The organism is Blastococcus sp. MG754426 (assembly GCF_021699055.1).
Classification (GTDB): Bacteria; Actinomycetota; Actinomycetes; order Mycobacteriales; family Geodermatophilaceae; genus Blastococcus.
In genome coordinates this window covers 187,577-205,257 of record NZ_SSXC01000001.1, presented here as the reverse complement: position 1 = coordinate 205,257, position 17,681 = coordinate 187,577, and the positions used below count along the sequence as shown (strand labels likewise).

At 73.8% G+C, this 17,681-nt stretch carries 17 protein-coding genes and 1 tRNA gene; 5 read left to right on the top strand and 13 right to left on the bottom strand.

What is annotated here, in order from left to right:
- Positions 1 to 15 precede the first annotated feature (15 nt).
- Positions 16 to 1,203 (bottom strand): RtcB family protein, encoded by a 1,188-nt coding sequence (locus E9549_RS00995; protein ID WP_236824708.1) that lies wholly within the window; start codon positions 1,201 to 1,203, stop codon positions 16 to 18.
- Positions 1,204 to 1,278: 75 nt separating this feature from the next.
- Between E9549_RS00995 and E9549_RS00990 the strand changes: the two genes are divergently transcribed.
- Entirely contained in the window at positions 1,279 to 1,563 is a 285-nt protein-coding gene (locus E9549_RS00990) for a hypothetical protein (RefSeq protein WP_236824707.1), read from the top strand.
- A 6-nt stretch (positions 1,564 to 1,569) separates the two neighbouring features.
- Here the strand turns inward: E9549_RS00990 and E9549_RS00985 are convergent, their stop codons facing one another.
- The 6 genes from E9549_RS00985 to E9549_RS00960 all read right to left on the bottom strand — a co-directional run bounded on the left by E9549_RS00985 (position 1,570) and on the right by E9549_RS00960 (position 9,194).
- Complete coding sequence (locus E9549_RS00985) at positions 1,570 to 2,283, bottom strand: metal-dependent hydrolase (protein ID WP_236824706.1); 714 nt, start codon at positions 2,281 to 2,283, stop codon at positions 1,570 to 1,572.
- A 159-nt stretch (positions 2,284 to 2,442) separates the two neighbouring features.
- Positions 2,443 to 2,631, bottom strand: a complete 189-nt coding sequence (locus E9549_RS00980; protein WP_236824705.1) for a DUF6104 family protein — start codon at positions 2,629 to 2,631, stop codon at positions 2,443 to 2,445.
- A 76-nt stretch (positions 2,632 to 2,707) separates the two neighbouring features.
- On the bottom strand, positions 2,708 to 6,469 hold the full coding sequence (locus tag E9549_RS00975) for a multifunctional oxoglutarate decarboxylase/oxoglutarate dehydrogenase thiamine pyrophosphate-binding subunit/dihydrolipoyllysine-residue succinyltransferase subunit (RefSeq protein ID WP_236824704.1): 3,762 nt from the start codon (positions 6,467 to 6,469) through the stop codon (positions 2,708 to 2,710).
- A gap of 141 nt (positions 6,470 to 6,610) precedes the next feature.
- On the bottom strand, positions 6,611 to 7,420 hold the full coding sequence (locus tag E9549_RS00970) for an ankyrin repeat domain-containing protein (RefSeq protein WP_236824703.1): 810 nt from the start codon (positions 7,418 to 7,420) through the stop codon (positions 6,611 to 6,613).
- Positions 7,421 to 7,497: 77 nt separating this feature from the next.
- A complete protein-coding gene (locus E9549_RS00965; RefSeq protein WP_236824702.1) occupies positions 7,498 to 8,253 on the bottom strand; it encodes an ABC transporter permease in 756 nt (251 codons plus the stop codon).
- Complete coding sequence (locus tag E9549_RS00960) at positions 8,250 to 9,194, bottom strand: ABC transporter ATP-binding protein (RefSeq protein ID WP_236824701.1); 945 nt, start codon at positions 9,192 to 9,194, stop codon at positions 8,250 to 8,252. The genes E9549_RS00965 and E9549_RS00960 overlap by 4 nt, the downstream gene beginning before the upstream one ends.
- Positions 9,195 to 9,370: 176 nt before the next feature.
- Here E9549_RS00960 and E9549_RS00955 point away from each other — a divergent pair, with 176 nt between their 5' ends.
- From E9549_RS00955 to E9549_RS00945, 3 genes are read left to right on the top strand one after another with little or no spacing between them, the layout of a single operon-like run.
- The gene (locus E9549_RS00955) at positions 9,371 to 9,841 is read left to right on the top strand and encodes a universal stress protein (RefSeq protein WP_236824700.1); all 471 of its coding nucleotides are present in this window, start codon (positions 9,371 to 9,373) and stop codon (positions 9,839 to 9,841) included.
- Between the two features lie 14 nt (positions 9,842 to 9,855).
- Entirely contained in the window at positions 9,856 to 10,926 is a 1,071-nt protein-coding gene (locus tag E9549_RS00950) for an adenylate/guanylate cyclase domain-containing protein (RefSeq protein ID WP_236824699.1), read from the top strand.
- Between the two features lie 31 nt (positions 10,927 to 10,957).
- Positions 10,958 to 12,595, top strand: a complete 1,638-nt coding sequence (locus tag E9549_RS00945) for an ABC-F family ATP-binding cassette domain-containing protein (protein ID WP_236824698.1) — start codon at positions 10,958 to 10,960, stop codon at positions 12,593 to 12,595.
- A 6-nt stretch (positions 12,596 to 12,601) separates the two neighbouring features.
- Here the strand turns inward: E9549_RS00945 and E9549_RS00940 are convergent, their stop codons facing one another.
- The 3 genes from E9549_RS00940 to E9549_RS00930 are packed head-to-tail and all read right to left on the bottom strand — an operon-like array spanning position 12,602 to position 14,637.
- Complete coding sequence (locus E9549_RS00940; protein WP_236824697.1) at positions 12,602 to 13,168, bottom strand: GNAT family N-acetyltransferase; 567 nt, start codon at positions 13,166 to 13,168, stop codon at positions 12,602 to 12,604.
- Between the two features lies 1 nt (position 13,169).
- Complete coding sequence (locus E9549_RS00935; RefSeq protein ID WP_236824696.1) at positions 13,170 to 14,294, bottom strand: alpha/beta fold hydrolase; 1,125 nt, start codon at positions 14,292 to 14,294, stop codon at positions 13,170 to 13,172.
- A complete protein-coding gene (locus E9549_RS00930) occupies positions 14,215 to 14,637 on the bottom strand; it encodes a hypothetical protein (RefSeq protein WP_236824695.1) in 423 nt (140 codons plus the stop codon). Before E9549_RS00930 ends, E9549_RS00935 begins: the two co-directional genes overlap by 80 nt.
- Positions 14,638 to 14,809: 172 nt before the next feature.
- On the opposite strand from E9549_RS00930, the gene E9549_RS00925 reads away from it, so the two are divergent.
- The gene (locus tag E9549_RS00925; RefSeq protein ID WP_236824694.1) at positions 14,810 to 15,580 is read left to right on the top strand and encodes an SDR family NAD(P)-dependent oxidoreductase; all 771 of its coding nucleotides are present in this window, start codon (positions 14,810 to 14,812) and stop codon (positions 15,578 to 15,580) included.
- Here E9549_RS00925 and E9549_RS00920 read toward each other — a convergent pair.
- The 3 genes from E9549_RS00920 to E9549_RS00910 all read right to left on the bottom strand — a co-directional run bounded on the left by E9549_RS00920 (position 15,570) and on the right by E9549_RS00910 (position 17,639).
- Entirely contained in the window at positions 15,570 to 15,728 is a 159-nt protein-coding gene (locus E9549_RS00920; RefSeq protein WP_236824693.1) for a methionine/alanine import family NSS transporter small subunit, read from the bottom strand. The genes E9549_RS00925 and E9549_RS00920 overlap by 11 nt on opposite strands.
- A complete protein-coding gene (locus tag E9549_RS00915; RefSeq protein ID WP_236824692.1) occupies positions 15,725 to 17,335 on the bottom strand; it encodes a sodium-dependent transporter in 1,611 nt (536 codons plus the stop codon). Before E9549_RS00915 ends, E9549_RS00920 begins: the two co-directional genes overlap by 4 nt.
- 232 nt (positions 17,336 to 17,567) lie before the next feature.
- Positions 17,568 to 17,639: transfer RNA gene (locus E9549_RS00910), tRNA-Arg, on the bottom strand.
- Between the last annotated feature and the right edge of the window lie 42 nt (positions 17,640 to 17,681).

The following is a 17,681-nucleotide window of genomic DNA, read 5'->3' as shown; positions in this document are numbered from 1 at the left end:
CGAGACCGTAGCGCGTCAGTCGCCCTTGACGTTCACCAACTGGCGCAGGGTGTGCCGGACCTCCACCAGGTCGGCGGCGTCGGCCATCACGACGTCGACGTCCTTGTACGCAGCGGGGATCTCGTCGAGGAACGCGTCGCTGTGCCGCCACTCGATCCCGCGCATCGACTCGTCGAGCTGGGCCCGCGTGAACGTCCGGCGCGCCCTGCTCCGCGAGTACACCCTGCCTGCGCCGTGCGGCGAGCTGTTCAGCGACTCCGGGTTGCCCAGGCCGGTGACCACGTAGCTCGCCGTCCCCATCGAGCCCGGGATGAGCCCGGCCTGCCCCTCCTCCGCCTGGATGGCGCCCTTCCGCGACACCCACAGCTCCTCGCCGAAGTGCCGCTCGTGCTGGGTGAAGTTGTGGTGGCAGTTGACCCTCTCGAGCTCCGGCGTCGCGTCGGCACGCATGTGCCGGGCCAGGGCGTCGGCGACCCGGTCCATCATCTCCTCGCGGTTGAGCAGCGCGAAGTGCTGCGCCCACCGCAGCTCGGCGACGTAGCCGTCGAACTCCGGGGTGCCCTCGTCCAGCCAGGCGAGGTCGCGGTCGGGCAGGGCGAGGCCGTCGCGCCGCGCCCGCTCCTGCGCGATCGCGATGTGCTTCTGGGCGATCTTGTTGCCCACCCCGCGGCTGCCGGAGTGCAGGAAGAGCCAGACGCGGTCCCGCTCGTCCGCGGTCACCTCGATGAAGTGGTTGCCCGACCCCAGGCTGCCCAGCTGCAGCGCCCAGTTCGGGGCCGTCGTCGTCACCGCGTGCAGGACGCGGTCGCCGAGCTCCTCGGCCGTCGCCTCGAGCTCGGCGACCCGGCGCCGGGCGGTCTCGGTCAGCTTCCTGTTGTAGCGGCCGGCCGACAGCGGGACGGCGCGCTCGATGTCACCGCGCAGCGGTGCGAGGGGGCCGCGGGCCCGAACCTCGTCCACCGTCCAGGGCGTGCGGACGGCGATCATGCCGCAGCCGATGTCGACGCCCACCGCGGCCGGGATGATCGCGGCGCGCGTCGGCAGGACGGAGCCCACGGTGGCGCCCTTGCCCAGGTGGGCGTCGGGCATCAGCGCCACGTGCGGGTGCACGATGTCGAGGGAGGCGGTGCGCTCGGCCTGCCGGCGGGTCTCGTCGTCGAGGATGCTCGCCCAGTTCAGCAGCTTGTCCGCAAGTCTCTCCACCCCTGGATTCTGCGGGGACCGGTCACCTCCGGCGACTCGTTTGCCGGACCCCGCACCGGTGGGTACCGGGGCCCCATGGCGAGCGTTGCGGCGACGGGTCAGTGGGTCGACCCCGACGACGGCATCAGGTACCCCGCCGGGGAGGTGCACGCCTGGGAACGGGGGCGCAACGAGACGGTGTGCGGGCTCGCGCTCAGCCGGTCGCGGCTCACCCGTTTCCCGCACGTCGGCTGGCCGGACGTGCAGCCGGAGTCCGGGCGGCACGCCGAGGAGGTGCAGGTGGTGTGCCGCCGCTGCCGCGCCGGTCAGGGTGCCCGGCGCGACGACCGCGGGTGGACGCGGACGAACCCGCGCCCGTGAACCGGCTCAGCCCGCGCTGGTGAGCCGGTCCACGAGCGGGTCGAGGGCGGTGTGCAGGTCGGTGTTGGTGTAGGCGAGGACCACGGTGGCGACGACGAAGAGCGGCACCAGCGCGACCCGCTCCACGGTGGCGCCGGTGCGGATGGGTGAGAGCGCCAGTCGCTTGCGCTTCACCAGCCAGAGCAGCGGGACGGGCACCCCGGCCGTGGTGATCGCGTCACCGACCACGTGGGTGAGCACGCCGGCCGCCACCGCCCAGGGCAGCCACGACGGGGTGCCGGTGTGGTCGAGCAGCAGCCAGGCGCCGCCCCACGACAGCAGCAGGTTGCCCAGGATCGTCGTCTCGGTGCGGCCCGGGATGACGAAGTGCAGGGCGCGCAGCGCGAGCCCGATGGCCAGCGCCATCAGGAGCAGGCTGGACCAGAATGCGCCGGTGGCCGCCACGGCCAGCGCCCCGAAGGCGAGCGGCGCGAGGACGGCGTCGTGGGTACCCCAGCGGTGCCCGCCCGCCAGCGCGCCGATCGCCCCGGCCGGCACGTCGGTGACGGGGCCCCACATGTCCGACACGGTGGAGTTGCGGTGGTCGAGGTCGGGGAGCATCGCGAAACCGCCGACGGCGGCCACCCAGGCCCCCTGGGCGACCGCGCCCTGGACGGGCGCCCACGGCAGCGTCGCGGCGCCTGCCGCGAGGCCGGAGAGCGCATGGGAGTGACCGAGCACCTACCGAGCGTGCGGCCTGCGGGGCTGTCCGTGGCGGAGGCGCACCGGAGGACGGTTCGCGCATGCGCGGGGCGCGGGATACGGCTGCCCGTCACCACGCTCGTGCGCAACGCGGTGAGGTCTCCCGGAACCACCAGCCCGAGCGGCGGGACGGTCAGCTCACTCCTCGAGGTCGTCGTCGTCCGTGCCGCCGCGCGCCAGCCAGGTGGCCAGCCGCTCGACGGGCACCTCGAAGTCGGGGTGCTGGTCGACGAACGCCTGCATCTGGTCGGCGAGCCAGGCGAGGGTGACCTGCTCCTCGCCGCGCCGCTCGGCCAGCTCCTCCAGGCCCCGGTCGGTGAAGTACATGCCGGAGAACCTACGACGCCCGGCCCCCGGGGTGATCGGGGGCCGGGCGTCGTCGGTGTTCGCTGCGGGGCGCCGGTCAGTCCGCGAAGGCCTCGGCGACCAGCTTGCGCTGCTCGACCTCGTGCACCTTCGCCGAGCCGACCGCGGGGCTCGCCGACGCCCGGCGGCTGACCCGCCGGAGCGTGCGGCCCTCGGGCAGCTCCTCGGGCAGGTTGACCGCCATGAACTGCCAGGCGCCCATGTTCGCCGGCTCCTCCTGCACCCAGACCACGTCGGTGGCCTCCGGGTAGCGCTCGAGCTCGGCGCGGATCTGCTCGGCCGGCAGCGGGTAGAGCTGCTCGACGCGGACGATCGCGGTGTCGGCGATGCCCTCGTTCTCCCGCTGCGCCATCAGGTCGTAGGCCACCTTGCCGCTGCACAGCAGCACGCGCCGCACCGCGGAGCCGTCCAGCGGCTCTCCGCCCACACCGGTGTCGGGCAGCACGGGGCGGAAGCCCTCCTCGGTGAACGCCTCCACCGGGCTGACCGCCGCCTTCGCCCGCAGCAGCGACTTCGGCGTGAAGACGACCAGCGGCCGGTGCACGTCGGAGAGCGCCTGGCGGCGGAGCAGGTGGAAGTAGTTGCCGGGGGTGGTGCAGTTGGCGACGGTCATGTTGTTCTCCGCCGACAGCTGCAGGAACCGCTCGATCCGGCCGCTGGAGTGGTCGGGGCCCTGCCCCTCCATGCCGTGCGGCAGCAGCAGGACGACGCCCGAGCGCTGCCCCCACTTGGCCTCGCCGGAGCTGATGAACTCGTCGATGACCATCTGGGCGCCGTCGACGAAGTCGCCGAACTGCGCCTCCCACAGCACCAGGGCCCGGGGGTTGGCGACGGAGTAGCCGTACTCGAAGCCGAGCGCGGCGTACTCGCTCAGCAGCGAGTCGTAGACGAAGAACTTCGCCTGCTCCTCGGTGAGGTTGGCCAGCGGGGTGTACTCCGCGCCGTTCTCCCGGTCGATCAGCACCGAGTGGCGCTGCACGAACGTGCCGCGGCGGGAGTCCTGCCCGGCCAGCCGGACCGGCACGCCCTCCATCAGCAGCGACCCGAAGGCCAGCAGCTCACCCATGGCCCAGTCGATGCCGCCCTCGCTGGCCATCGCGGCCCGCTTCTCGAGCATCTTCTGGAGCTTCGGGTGCGGGGTGAAGTCCGGCGGGAAGGAGACGTGCGCGTCGCCGATGGTCTTGAGGACCTCCTGCGTGATCGCGGTCTGCACCGTGGACTCCTGCGGCGTGCGCGGGTCCATGACCGGCTCGGGCTTGGAGGAGTCCTGCGCGTCGTGGGTCTCGGCGAACGCCCGCTCGAGCTGCCCGCGGTAGTCCTTGAGGGCCTCCTCGGCCTCCTCGAGCGTGATGTCGCCGCGGCCGACGAGCGCCTCGGTGTAGAGCTTCCGGACCGAGCGCTTGCGGTCGATGATGTCGTACATCTGCGGCTGGGTCATCGAGGGGTCGTCGCCCTCGTTGTGCCCGCGGCGGCGGTAGCAGACGAGGTCGATGACGACGTCCTTCTTGAACTGCTGCCGGTACTCGACCGCCAGCCGGGCCACCCGGACGCACGCCTCGGGGTCGTCGCCGTTGACGTGGAAGATCGGGGCGTTGACCATCCGGGCGACGTCGGTCGAGTAGAGCGTCGAGCGCGCCGAACCGGGGCTGGTCGTGAAGCCGACCTGGTTGTTGATGACCACGTGCACCGTGCCGCCGGTGCGGTAGCCCCGCAGCTGGGAGAGGTTCAGCGTCTCCTGCACCACGCCCTGGCCGGCGAACGCGGAGTCGCCGTGCAGCAGCACGGGCAGCACCGTGAAGCCCTGCTCGCCCTTGTCGATCATGTCCTGCTTGGCGCGGACGATGCCCTCCAGGACGGGGTTCACCGTCTCCAGGTGGCTGGGGTTGCTGGCCAGCGAGACGGCGATCTCGGCGTCGGGCTTGAACGGGTTGCGGAACTTCCCGGTGGCCCCGAGGTGGTACTTCACGTCACCGGAGCCCTGGACGGTGCCGGGGTCGATGTTGCCCTCGAACTCGCCGAAGATCTTGGCGTAGCTCTTGCCGAGCACGTTGGCGAGCACGTTGAGCCGGCCGCGGTGGGCCATGCCGATCGCGACCTCGTCGAGGCCGTGGTCGGTGCCGGCGATGAGCACCTCGTCGAGGATCGGGATGACCGACTCCCCGCCCTCGAGGCTGAACCGCTTCTGGCCGACGTACTTGGTCTGCAGGAAGGTCTCGAACGCCTCGGCGGCGTTGAGCCGGCCGAGCACGTGCTTCTGCTTCTCGCGGTCGGGCTGGGCGTGCTTGACCTCGATCCGCTCCTGGAGCCACTCGCGCTCCTCGGGGTCGGTGATGTGCATGTACTCCACGCCGACGGTGCGGCAGTAGGAGTTGCGCAGCACGCCGAGGATGTCCCGCAGCGCCATGAGCCGTTCGCCGGCGAACCCGCCGACGGGGAACGTCCGGTCGAGGTCCCACAGCGTCAGGCCGTGCTGGAGGATGTCCAGGTCGGGGTGGGTGCGGACCTTGAACTCGAGCGGGTCGGTGTCGGCCATCAGGTGGCCGTTGCGCCGGTAGGACTCGATGACCTCGATGACCCGGGCTTCCTTGTCGATCTGCCCCTCGCGCGTGACCCGCACGTCCGGCATCCAGCGCACCGGCTCGTAGGGGATCCGCAGGGAGCGGAACACCTCGTCGTAGAAGCCGTCCTCACCCAGCAGCAGCGCGTGCAGCTTGCGCAGGAAGTCGCCGGACTCCGCGCCCTGGATGATCCGGTGGTCGTAGGTCGAGGTGAGCGTGATGATCTTCGAGACGCCCATCTCGGTGAGCACCTCGGGGCTCATCCCCTGGAACTCGGCCGGGTACTCCATGGCGCCCACGCCGATGATCGCGCCCTGACCGGCGGTCAGCCGCGGCACCGAGTGGTTGGTGCCGATGGTGCCGGGGTTGGTCAGGCTGATCGTCGTGCCGGAGAAGTCCTCCATCGTCAGCTTGTTGTTCCGGGCGCGGCGGATGATGTCCTCGTAGGCGGCCCAGAAGCCGGCGAAGTCCATCCCCTCGGCGGCCTTGATGGAGGCGACCACCAGCGAGCGGGAGCCGTCGGGCTTGGGCAGGTCGATGGCCAGCCCGAAGTTGACGTGCTCCGGCTGCACCAGCACCGGCTTGCCGTCCACCTCGGCGAAGGCGCTGTTCATGTTCGGGAACGAGTCCAGCGCCCGGACCAGCGCGTAGCCGATCAGGTGCGTGAACGAGATCTTGCCGCCGCGTGCCCGGGCCAGGTGGTTGTTGATGACGATGCGGTTGTCGGCCAGCAGCTTGGCCGGCACCGCGCGCACGCTGGTCGCCGTCGGCACGGTCAGCGAGGCGTTCATGTTCTTGACCACCGCCGCGGCGGCCCCGCGCAGCGGGGACTGCTTGCCGTCGCCGGCCGGCGGCTTGGGCGCCGCGGGGGCGGGCTTGGCGGCGGGCTGGTCGGTCTTCTGCACGGGCTGGCTCCCCGTCGGCTGGGACCCGGCGGCCGGGCGCTGGAGGTCGGGCTTCTTGGCGGGGGCGGCCGGGGACTTCACGGGCGCCGCCTTCTCCGGGGTGGCCTCCCGCGGGGCCGTCCTCTCCGGGGTCGGCGCCGCGTTCCCCGAGGGCGCGTGCTCCCGGTCGCCACCGGCCGGCGGACCGGGACGGTAGTCGGCGAAGAACTCGTGCCACGCCTGATCGACGCTGGACGGGTCGGCGAGGAACTGCTGGTACATCTCCTCGACCAGCCACTCGTTGGTGCCGAACCCGGCGACCGGGGACGAGTTGGACGACGGTCGGGATGAACTCACGCTTGACACGGGGTCGAGTGCCTTCTTCGTCTCGGGGCTGCGTCTGAGGGGCGCGTCGCTGGACCGGGTGTCGAGTCTACGCCCGTGCCGGGGCACCGACCGGGTGCGGAGCGGGTTCCGCGCGCCCGTCCCATCTGGTGGTCAGTGCGTGGCGCCGTGGGCGACGAGGAGCTCGACCAGGGCGTCGTTGCCGCTGGCCTGGTCCTCGTCGGCCTGCCGGTGCCGGGCCGCCGCCACGCGGCTGATGTCGAGCGCGCTGGCGCCGTCGTGCGTCGTGGCGTTCACGTCGGCGCCGGCGTCCAGGAGCGCCCGGACGATCTCCGGTGCGTCGCCGGTCGCGCCCGCCGCCACGGCGGTGTGCAGCGGGGTGCGCCCGGTGTCGGCGTCGCGGCGGTCGACGTCGGCGCCGGCGTCGAGGAGCAGGCGGACCAGCTCCGCGCTGCCGCCGGCGCTGGCCGCGTGCAGCGCGCCCCCGTCGGCGTCGGCGCCCCGGTCCAGCAGGAGCCGGGCGGCACGGGCGGCCCCGCCGAACGCCGCCCACGCCAGGAGGTCGACCCCGGTGGCCGGGTCGGCCAGCGCCGCGCCGTCGTCGAGCTCGGCGGCGAGCCGGTCGACGTCGTCGAGGTAGGCGGCGCTGGGGGCGTCGAGCACTGCGCCGAGCTCGACCAGCACCGGGACCAGGTCGGGTGCGTGCTCGAGCGCCACGTGCAGCGGCGTGCGGTGCTGGTCGGTGCGGGCGGTGAGGTCGGCCCCGGCCGCGGCCAGCAGCCGGACGACCTCGGCGCGGTCGCAGGCGACCGCCAGGTGCAGCGGGGTCCAGCCGCCGTGCCCGTCCCGCTCGACGACCCCCTGAAGGAGCTGCGGCTGTTCGGCGACCGCTGACCGGACGGCCTCGGTCTCGCCGTCGACGACCAGCCGGCCCAGCCGTTGGACGGTCATGCGAGTGGTCACGCGTTCTCCGTTCTGCGTTCGGGGCTGCCCGGCGCGTGCGCTCGACCGGTGCAGGGGTGCGGGGAGGCCCCGGCCCCTCAGGCGATGTCTCGGCGGACCGCCAGGAAGGTGCCCAGCAGGGCCGCCAGGAGACCGTAACCGAGCAGCAGGAGGCCGCCCTGCCAGGCCTCGAGCAGGTCCGGACCCTCGAAGGTCGCGGTGAGTGCCTCCAGCGCACCGCCCGGCATCCACTTGTACGCCCCCGACGTGGCCGGGATCGACCGGATGATCGGCTCGATGACGAACAGGTAGACCAGGCCGCCGACGATCGCGCCCACCTGGTTGCGCAGCAGCGCGCCCAGCCCCACGCCGATGATCGCGTAGATGACCAGGGCCAGCCCCGCACTGCCGAGCGTGCCCAGGTTGTCGGCGTCCAGCGCGGGAGCCGCACCCCGCGCGCCGGCGTGGACGGCGACGGCCGCGTAGTTCACGACGAGCACCACCAGGGCGAACAGCGCCGCCGCCACGGCGTAGGCGAGCAGCTTGGCGATCACGACGTTGCCCCGGCGCGGGGTGGTCAGGAACGTCGGGGTGGCCGTCCGGTGCCGGTACTCCTGGGTCATGCCGATGATGCCCACGATCAGGAACAGCACGTTGACGTTGACCGCGTTGGCCATCGCCAGCTCTTCGTAGAGCGGCGTGCCCACGGCCGGGATGCCCGACTCCGGGTTGCCGGCGAACGCGGTGAGCAGGACGGCGAAGCCGATCACCATGACGCAGGCGCCGAGGAGCAGGCCGAGCCAGACCCTGGTGGTGAACAGCTTGGTCCACTCCGCGCGGATCAGGTTGGTCATCGCGAGCCCTCCGGGGACGTCGCACCGGCGGCGTACTGCTCCTGGCCGGCGGTGAGCTGGAAGTAGATCTCCTCCAGGCCGCTGGTGCGCGAGCGCAGCTCGTGCAGCTCCACCCCGGCGGCGAAGGCGCGGGCGCCGACCTCGGCGGTGGTGCGGCCGGCGACGGTGAGGGTGTCGTCGCCGTCGAGGGTGACCGGCATGCCCTCGGCGCGCAGCGACTCGGCCAGCCGCGCGACCTGCGGGCTGCGCACCAGCACCGTGCCGCCTCCCTCGGCGCCCGAGCGGAGCTGCGCCATCGAGGCCTCGCGGACCAGCCGGCCGGCGCCGACGATGACGACGCGGTCGACGGTCTGCTCGACCTCGGAGAGCAGGTGGCTGGAGACGAGGACCGTGCGCCCCTGCTCGTGGGCGAGGTGGCGGATGAACCCGCGCAGCCACTGGATGCCCTCGGGGTCCAGCCCGTTGGCCGGCTCGTCGAGCACCAGGACGGCGGGGTCGCCGAGCAGCGCCGTGGCCAGCGCCAACCGCTGGCGCATGCCCAGCGAGTAGCCGCCGGCGCGCCGCCGCCCGGCGTCGGCCAGGCCGACCTGCGCGAGCACCGCGTCGGCGCGCTCCACCGGCAGCCCGGCGGCGCGGCAGTAGACCCGCAGGTGGTTGCGGCCGGAGCGGGCGGGGTGGAACGCGGTCTCCAGGACCGCGCCCACGGTGCGGACCGGCTCCCGCAGGGACGTGTACGGGGTGCCGTCGAAGGTGGCGGTCCCGGCGTCGGGGCGGACGAGTCCGAGCAGCATGCGCAGCGTCGTCGTCTTGCCGGCGCCGTTCGGGCCGAGGAACCCGGTCACCGTGCCCGGCTCGACGGTGAAGCCCAGGTCGCTCACCGCCCGGACGGAACCGAAGGACTTGGTGAGCCCCCGGACCTCGACCCGCACGGGGCCGGTCACGGGGGAGTGGGGGGTGGCGATGACGCTCCTCCTCGGCTGGTGACGCGTGTCCGGACCATCCAAGCGCACCGCGGTGACGATCCGGGAGCCCGCGCGCGCACGTCGCCCGACGTTCACCGGTCCGGTGCGCGTGACCCCGGGCACACCGCCGGCCGGCGTCGCCTAGAGTGCGCGCCGTGAGCGAGCCCGTGAACGCCTACTCCACGGTCGTCGTCGGCACCGACGGGTCGGAGTCGTCGCTGCGCGCCGTCGCCCGGGCCGGGGCGCTGGCCGGCGCCTGCGGCGCGACGCTCGTGGTCGCCTGCGCCTACCTGCCTGCGGAGACCGACGAGCGGGAGCTCGCCCGCGCCCAGGACGTCCTCGGCGACGAGGCGTACCAGGTGGTCGGGTCGCACCCCGCCGAGGAGACCGTGCGCACCGCGGCCGAGCGCGCCCTCGCCGCCGGCGCCGGCGAGGTGCGCACCGTGGCCGTGACCGGCTCCCCGGTCGAGACGCTGCTGGAGGTCGTCCGCCGCGAGAAGGCCGACCTGCTCGTCGTCGGCAACCGCGGGCTGAGCGGGATCAAGGGCCGGCTGCTGGGGTCGGTGCCGGCCGACGCGTCCCGCCGCTCGCAGTGCGACGTGCTCATCGTCCACACCACCGGCTGAGGTCCGCGACGGGCATGGGTGGTCCCGGGGAGGATCCCGACCTCGGCGTCCGCGAGGCGCTGGAGCGGCTGCTGCTCGACGGCCCCCGCCGGTACACCCGCCTGGACGTCGGGCGGATGGCCGGGATGCCGCCCGAGCGGACGCAGCGGCTGTGGCGGGCGCTGGGCTTCCCCGACGCCGCCGACGACGACCCCGCCTTCACCGACGCCGACATCGCGGCGCTCGGCGTCCTCTCGACGCTGATCGACTCCGGCTTCGTCGACGCCGGGAGCGAGGCCTCCATCGCCCGGGCGATGGGGCAGTCGCTGTCCCGGCTGGCCGACTGGCAGACCGACATGCTGGCCGACGCGCTCCTCCGCGGCGCGCGGGCCGACGAGGACCCGGCCGCGACCACCGAGCGGGCGGTGGCCGCCGCGCAGGCGCTGCTGCCCCGGCTGCGCGCGGTGCAGGACTACGTGTGGCGCCGCCACCTCGTCGCCAACGTCGACCGGCTGCTCGCGGCGACCGGGCCCGGTGACCGCCGGGAGCTCGCCGTCGGCTTCGCCGACCTGGTCGGCTACACCTCCCGCAGCCGGGGCATGGGCGGCCGCGAGCTGGGCGCGATGGTCGAGGACTTCGAGAGCACCGCCGCGGAGGTGATCGCCCGGCACCACGGCCGGGTGGTGAAGACGGTCGGGGACGGCGTCCTGTTCACCGCGCGGTCGGCCACCGACGCGGCCGACATCGGCCTCGAGCTCCCCGACGCCTGGGCGGCCGACGACCGGCCGCCGCTGCGGGTCGGGGCGGCGTACGGCGCGGTCCTGACCCGGCTCGGCGACGTCTACTCGCCGGTGGTCAACCTGGCCAGCCGGCTGACCTCCCTGGCCCGCCCCCGCGCGCTGCTCGTCGACCGAGACCTCGCCGACCGGCTGCGCCCGCTGGAGGGCTACCGGGTCCGGCCGCTGCGGCGGGTCTCCGTCCGCGGCTACGACCACCTGCAGCCGTGGCTGGTGCGGCGCGCCCGGGCGGCTGCGGAGGACCCCGGCAGCGGTTACGACGAGGACGCCTTCGACGTCGCGGACGACCCACCGGCGGGCCGGGACTGACCCCCGTCCGGCCGCTTGGCAGGCTGGAGGGGTGACCGCCACCCTCGTCGCCCGCGGACTGGCAGCCGGTCACGGCGCCCGCGTGCTCTTCTCCGACCTCGACCTCGTCGTCGCCCCGGGGGACGTCGTCGGCCTGGTCGGGGTGAACGGCGCAGGCAAGTCCACCCTGCTGCGGACGCTGGCCGGGGAGCTCCCGGCCGAGTCCGGGAGCATCTCCCTCAGCCCGCCGACCGCGGCCCTCGGCTACCTGCCGCAGGAGCACGAGCGGCGCGTGGGCGAGACGGTCGTGGCCGCGCTCGCCCGGCGCACGGGGGTCGCCGCCGCGCAGGTGCTGCTCGACGCGGCCACCGAGGCGCTCGCGGCGGGGGCACCGGGTGCGGACGACGCCTACGGCGACGCGCTGGAGCGCTGGCTAGCGCTCGGCGGTGCCGACCTCGAGGAGCGGGCGGCCGAGGTGGTGGCGGACGTCGCCCCCGGTGTCGGGCTCGACGCGCCGATGACCGGCCTCTCCGGCGGGCAGGCCGCCCGTGTGGGGCTGGCCTCCCTGCTGCTCTCCCGCTACGACGTCCTGCTGCTCGACGAGCCGACCAACGACCTCGACCTCGCCGGCCTGGACCAGCTGGAGCGGTTCGTGGCCGGTTCCCGCTCCGGCGTCGTCGTGGTCAGCCACGACCGCGAGTTCCTCGCCCGCACGGCCAACCGCATCGTCGAGCTCGACCTCGCCCAGCAGCTCGTGCGGGTGCACGACGGCGGCTACGAGGCCTACCTGGTGGAGCGCGAGGTGGCCCGCCGGCACGCGCGCGAGGAGTACGACGAGTTCGCCGACACCAAGGCCGGGCTCGAGGCGCGGGCGCGGATGCAGCGGAACTGGATGGCCAAGGGCGTCCGCGACTCCATCAAGAAGTCCAAGGACGGCGACAAGCACATCAAGGCGGCGCAGCGCGCGTCGTCGGAGAAGCAGGCGGCGAAGGCCAGGCAGACCCAGCGGATGATCGAGCGGCTCGACGTCGTCGAGGAGCCCCGCAAGGAGTGGGAGCTCCGCATGGAGATCGCCGCTGCACCGCTCGCCGGGGCGGTCGTGGCCACGCTCCGGGGGGCGGTCGCCCGGCGGGGCGGGTTCACCCTCGGGCCGGTCGACCTGCAGGTCGACCGGGGGGACCGCATCGCGATCACCGGCGCCAACGGGTCCGGGAAGTCGACCCTCCTGGCGGCGCTGCTCGGCCGGGTGCCGCTGGACGAGGGCACCGCGTCGCTCGGCCCGTCGGTCCGGGTCGGTGAGGTCGACCAGGCCCGCGGGCGCTTCCTGGGTCCCGAGCAGCTGCTCGACGCCTTCGGGGCCGAGGTGCCCGACTGGCCGACGGCGGAGGTGCGCACGCTGCTGGCCAAGTTCGGGCTCACCGCCGACCACGTGCTGCGCCCGGCGGTCACGCTCTCGCCGGGGGAGCGGACCCGTGCGGCGCTGGCGCTGCTGCAGGCGCGCGGGGTCAACGTGCTCGTTCTCGACGAGCCGACCAACCACCTGGACCTGCCGGCCATCGAGCAGCTGGAGCAGGCGCTGGCCGGCTACCCGGGCACCCTGCTGCTCGTCACCCACGACCGGCGGATGCTGGCCGCCGTCGCCACCGACCGGCTCCTCGAGGTCGACGGCGGGCGGGTCACCGAACGCTGACCGGGGTCAGCCGGCCGGCGTCCCGAGCTCGTCGGCGATGCCGACGCTGTCCATGCCCGCCCACGTGTCGGAGACGTGGTGCGCCAGCACCATGAGGTCGCGGAGCTCGCCGCTGCGGTCGCGGATGTGGTCCTTGAGCAGCGCCTCGCCGGTGAAGCCGAGGTCACCGAAGAGGGCGAGCGCCGGACCCTGCTCGGCGACGACCTCGACCACGAGCTTCGACAGCCCCGAGGCGACCGCGCCCACCAGCGCCTGCCGGGCCAGCTCCCGGCCGAGCCCGCTGCCACGGCGCGACGGCGCGACCACCAGGCGGATCTCCCCGACGTGGTCCGACCAGCCCGGGAGCGGGCGGACGGCGACGTAACCGGTGACCTCGTCCGTGCCGTCCCCACCCTCCCCACCGGTGTCGACGGCCACCCAGCGGCCGCCGGCGGACGCGCCGGTGGCCCACGAGCGGACCGTCTCCGGGTCGGTGACCTCCTCCTTGATGAAGGTCAGGTCCCCCGCGGGGAGGTCGCCGAAGAACCGCAGCAGCGCGTCGCAGCGCTCGGGCCCGAGTTCCACCACCGTCACGTCAGTCCTCCTGGAGCTTCTCGTCGGGGTCGAGCAGGTCGCTGCGCCGGCGGACGAAGTCGATGATCGTGGGCACCGTCGTCCTCGCCGCGGTCCGCCCGACGACCAGCCCCATGTGGCCGGCGTCGAGGCGGAGCTCGTGCTTGTCGGGGGAGCCGACCAGGTCGATCAGCGGGGCCGTGGCCGCCGGCGGCACGATGTGGTCGCGGTTGGCCCGCACGGTGAGGAACGGGACCTGGATGTCGGCGAGGTGGACCCGGTCCCCGCCGACGGTGAGCCGGTCGTTCACCATGCCGTTGGCCCGGACGAGCATCTCCGCCGTCTGCCGCGCGGCGGCGCCGGGGAAGGGCACGTGGTCGTCCGACCAGCCGGTCATGGCCTGGTACGACGCGACGTACTCGTCGTTCCAGAGCCGCTCCCAGAGGGTGACGTAGCGGGTCACCTCCGCGGTCGGGGTCAGCGCCCGGAAGCCCTGGACGACGACCGAGGGCGGGACGTTGCCGTCCGCGTCGAGGACCGATGCCACGTCCATCCCGCCGACGGCGAAGATGTCGGCGAGCGGGCCCATGTGCCGGAAGTCGACCGGGGTCGCCAGCACGGTGAGGCTGCGCAGCGGCGCGTCGGGGTGGTGTGCCGCGTAGAGCAGGGCGAGGTCCCCGCCGAAGCAGTAGCCGAACAGGTTGACCTCGTCGGCGCCGGAGAGCTCGAGGACCCGGTCGATGCCGGCGGGGATGTAGTCGTCGACGTAGTCCTCCAGCCCGTTGCCGGCGTCCCGCTCGTCGGGTTCACCCCAGTCGAGCATGTAGACGTCGAAGCCGGCCTCCAGCAGCTGCTCCACGAAGCTGTTGCCGGGCGTCAGGTCCAGGATGTAGCTGCGGCTCACCAGGCTGAAGACGATCAGCAGCGGGGGCCCGTACCGGACGCCGCCGTGGGTGTCCGGGTCGTTGCGGTAGTGCCACAGCTGGGTGCGGCCCCGCTGCCAGACGACGTCCTTGGGGGTCTGGCCGACCCCCGGCCGGTCGACGCCGGCGACGAGCTTGATGCCGTTACGGGCGCGGAGGGTGTTGCGCTCGACGTCGCGGCGGACGCGGTCGAGCACCGTCTGCGGGCTGGGCACCGTCGGCATCGCTGTCCTCCGTGGTCGGGCTCGTCGTCGGTCGCTGGGCGCGTGGGCGTGCAGCCGCGCTGCGGCGCCGCTCCTGCTCCAGCTGGATGGTCAGCCGCCGCACCTCGCGGTCGAGGGAGCCCACCTGGGCCCGCAGCCGGCTGATGTCGCTGCCCGCGGGCAGGTTGAGCAGGTGCCAGGCGCGGGCGCTCAGCTGCTGCGCCGACCGGCTCGCGAGGGTCTGCGCCCGCCGCACCAGGGCGGTGCCGAGCGCGAAGTGCTCGGTGCGGACCAGGCTCTCCGCCCGCGGTGCCACGGCCCGTTCCGCGGCGTCGAACGCCTGGCGCCACAGCGGGGCGCTCACCGGCCCACCCGCCGCGCGGCGTCGCGCGGGCGCTGCGCGAGGTCGGTCATCGGTCGTCCTCCCGGTCGTCGCTGGCTGGACGGCGAGGTGCCTACCCGGCTCGGCGGGTGATCTACCGCACACGGCCGATACGGTGGCCCGACAGCCCCCGACCGCGAGGAGACCCCCGCTCATGCCCGACCGCTCGATCCTCGACTTCTTCCGCCTCGACGACCGCGTCGCCATCGTCACCGGGGCCTCGTCCGGGCTGGGCGCGGTCTTCGCCCGCACGCTGGCCGAGGCCGGCTGCGACGTCGTGCTCGGCGCCCGCCGCGCCGACCGGCTCGCCGAGACCCAGGGCGCGGTGGAGGCGGCGGGGCGGCGGGCGATCAGCGTGGCCACCGACGTCTCCCGGCCGGAGGACTGCCAGGCGCTCGTCGACGCCGCCATGGCCGAGTTCGGCAAGGTCGACGTCCTCGTGAACAACGCCGGGGTGGGCACCGCGGTGCCGGCCACCCGCGAGACGCCCGACCAGTTCCGGCAGGTCATCGACGTCAACCTCAACGGCTGCTACTGGATGGCGCAGGCCTGCGGCCGCGTCATGCAGCCCGGCAGCTCCATCGTGAACATCTCCAGCGTCCTCGGCCTGACCACGGCCGGCCTGCCGCAGGCGGCCTACGCCGCGAGCAAGGCGGGGCTGATCGGGCTGACCCGCGACCTCGCCCAGCAGTGGACCGGCCGCAAGGGGATCCGGGTGAACGCCCTGGCGCCGGGGTTCTTCACCTCGGAGATGACCGACCAGTACCCCGAGGGCTACCTGGAGTCGCAGCTGTCCCGGGTGCTGGTCGGGCGCAAGGGCGAGCCCGAGGAGCTCGCCGCCGCGCTGGTCTTCCTGGTCAGCGACGCCGGCGGGTACGTCACCGGCACGACCATCCCGGTCGAGGGCGGGATGCTCACCAGCTGACCGGCCCGCGGCGGTGGCCGGCCCGGCGCACGTTCTCCGCGCGTTGCTCGACGGCGCCGTGGCGCACCAGGCTGGTGACCGCCAGGGCGAGGCCGCCCCAGATGATCAGCATCGCCACCACCATCATCACGATCGCGCTCGCGCTCACCGCCGGCCTCCCTCGTCGTAGCCGCTGACCGAGCGGTCGCGGGGCGTCGCCTCCGCCAGGGGTGCTCCGGGGTCGGAGCCCGGTGGCGGGCCGTCCAGGTGGGTCCCGGCGCGCCACGGCAGCCGGGCGAGCAGGAAGCCGACCAGCGGCAGCGCCAGGACCAGCAGCCAGCCGAAGCCGAGCAGGAGCCAGGTGGGGTAGTCCCCGTAGGGCGCATCCAGGTCGTCGCGCACCGCCAGCACGAGCACGACGGCCAGCCCCGCGGGGGCCACGACGCTGGTCAGCACCCGCCAGCCGCTGCCGAGCCGGGGGCGGCCGTGCACGTTGAGGTGGTCGGCGAGCCGGGGCAGCGCCCGGAGCCCCCAGGCGACGACCAGCATGCTCAGCAGCGCGACGACGAGGATGCCGTACTGGTTGACGAAGTGGTCGACGACGTCGAGCACGTAGATCCCGCTCGTGGTGCTGAAGAGCACCAGGCTCAGCACCGCGGTGGGCACCACGACGGCGAGGGTGGCGGTCAGCCGGCTGGTGTCGAGCTTGTCGCGGACGGCGGAGATGACCACCTCGATGACGCTGATCAGCGAGGTGATGCCGGCGATGACCAGCGAGCCGAAGAACAGGACGCCGATGAGCGCGCCCGCGGGGGCCTCGCTGATGATCGCCGGGAAGGCGACGAAGGCCAGGCCGATCCCGTCGTCGGCGACCTCACCGACCGCGACGCCGCCGGCCTGGGCCATGAAGCCGAGCGCGGCGAACACGCCGATGCCGGCCAGCAGCTCGAAGCTCGAGTTCGAGAACCCGACGACGAGGCCGGAGCCCGTCATGTCCTCGCGGCGGCCGACGTAGGAGGCGTAGGTGATCATGATGCCGAAGCCGATGGACAGCGAGAAGAAGATCTGGCCGAACGCCGCGGCCCAGACCGCGGGCTCGGCGAGCGCCGCCCAGTCGGGGGTGAACAGGGCGTCCAGGCCGGCCCCCGCCCCGGGCAGCAGCAGCGCCTGCACCACCAGGGTGGCGAAGGCGAGCACCAGCACCGGGATGAAGACCAGCGACACCACGCCGATGCCGCGCTGGACGCCGAGCGCCATGACCACCAGCACGGCCAGCCAGACGACCGCCAGGGGCACCAGCACCCCGGGCACCACGTCGGCGGTCACCTCGACGTCACCGGCCTGCAGGTACTCCCCGAAGAAGAAGGCCTCCGGATCGGCGCCCCACGCCTGGTCGACCGAGAAGAACGTGTAGCTCAGCGCCCACGCCAGCACGGCGGCGTAGTACACGGCGATGAGGAAGCAGATCGCCACCTGCCACCAGCCGAGCCCCTCGGCGCCGCGGCGGAGGCGGGCGAAGGAGAGCGGCGCGGAGCCGCGGTGGCGGTGGCCGATCGCGTAGTCGAGCAGCAGGAAGGGGATGCCCGCGGTCAGCAGCGCCACCAGGTACGGCACGACGAACGCTCCGCCGCCGTTCTCGTAGGCGACGTAGGGGAACCGCCAGATGTTGCCCAACCCGACCGCCGAGCCGATCGCCGCGAGGATGAAGACCCGCCGGGAGCTGAAGGCGCCGCGCCGGCGCTCCTGCTGGGCAGCGGCGCCCGCTGTCGAGCTCATCGGACCTCCTGCGTGGTGGTTGCGGCCGGCCTGCGGGCACCTCGGGCACCGGGCGGTACCGGCGCCCGGACCTCATCAAACACCCGCCGCCGTCCCCGAACACCCCGAGCCGTGCCGCTGCCCACCCACGACGAGAACAGGCCCCGCCGGCACCCTGGTCGGGTGCCCGCGGGGCCTGGCTGCTCGCTGCTGCCGGCCGGCTCCCGGGGCATCCCGGTCCGGCTCGCGTGGGTGCCCCCGGCAGGATTCGAACCTGCGCACCCGCCTCCGGAGGGCGGTGCTCTATCCCCTGAGCTACGGGGGCTCGGTGGTGGGGCAGAGGAGAAGTTACCAGCCCGCGGTCGAC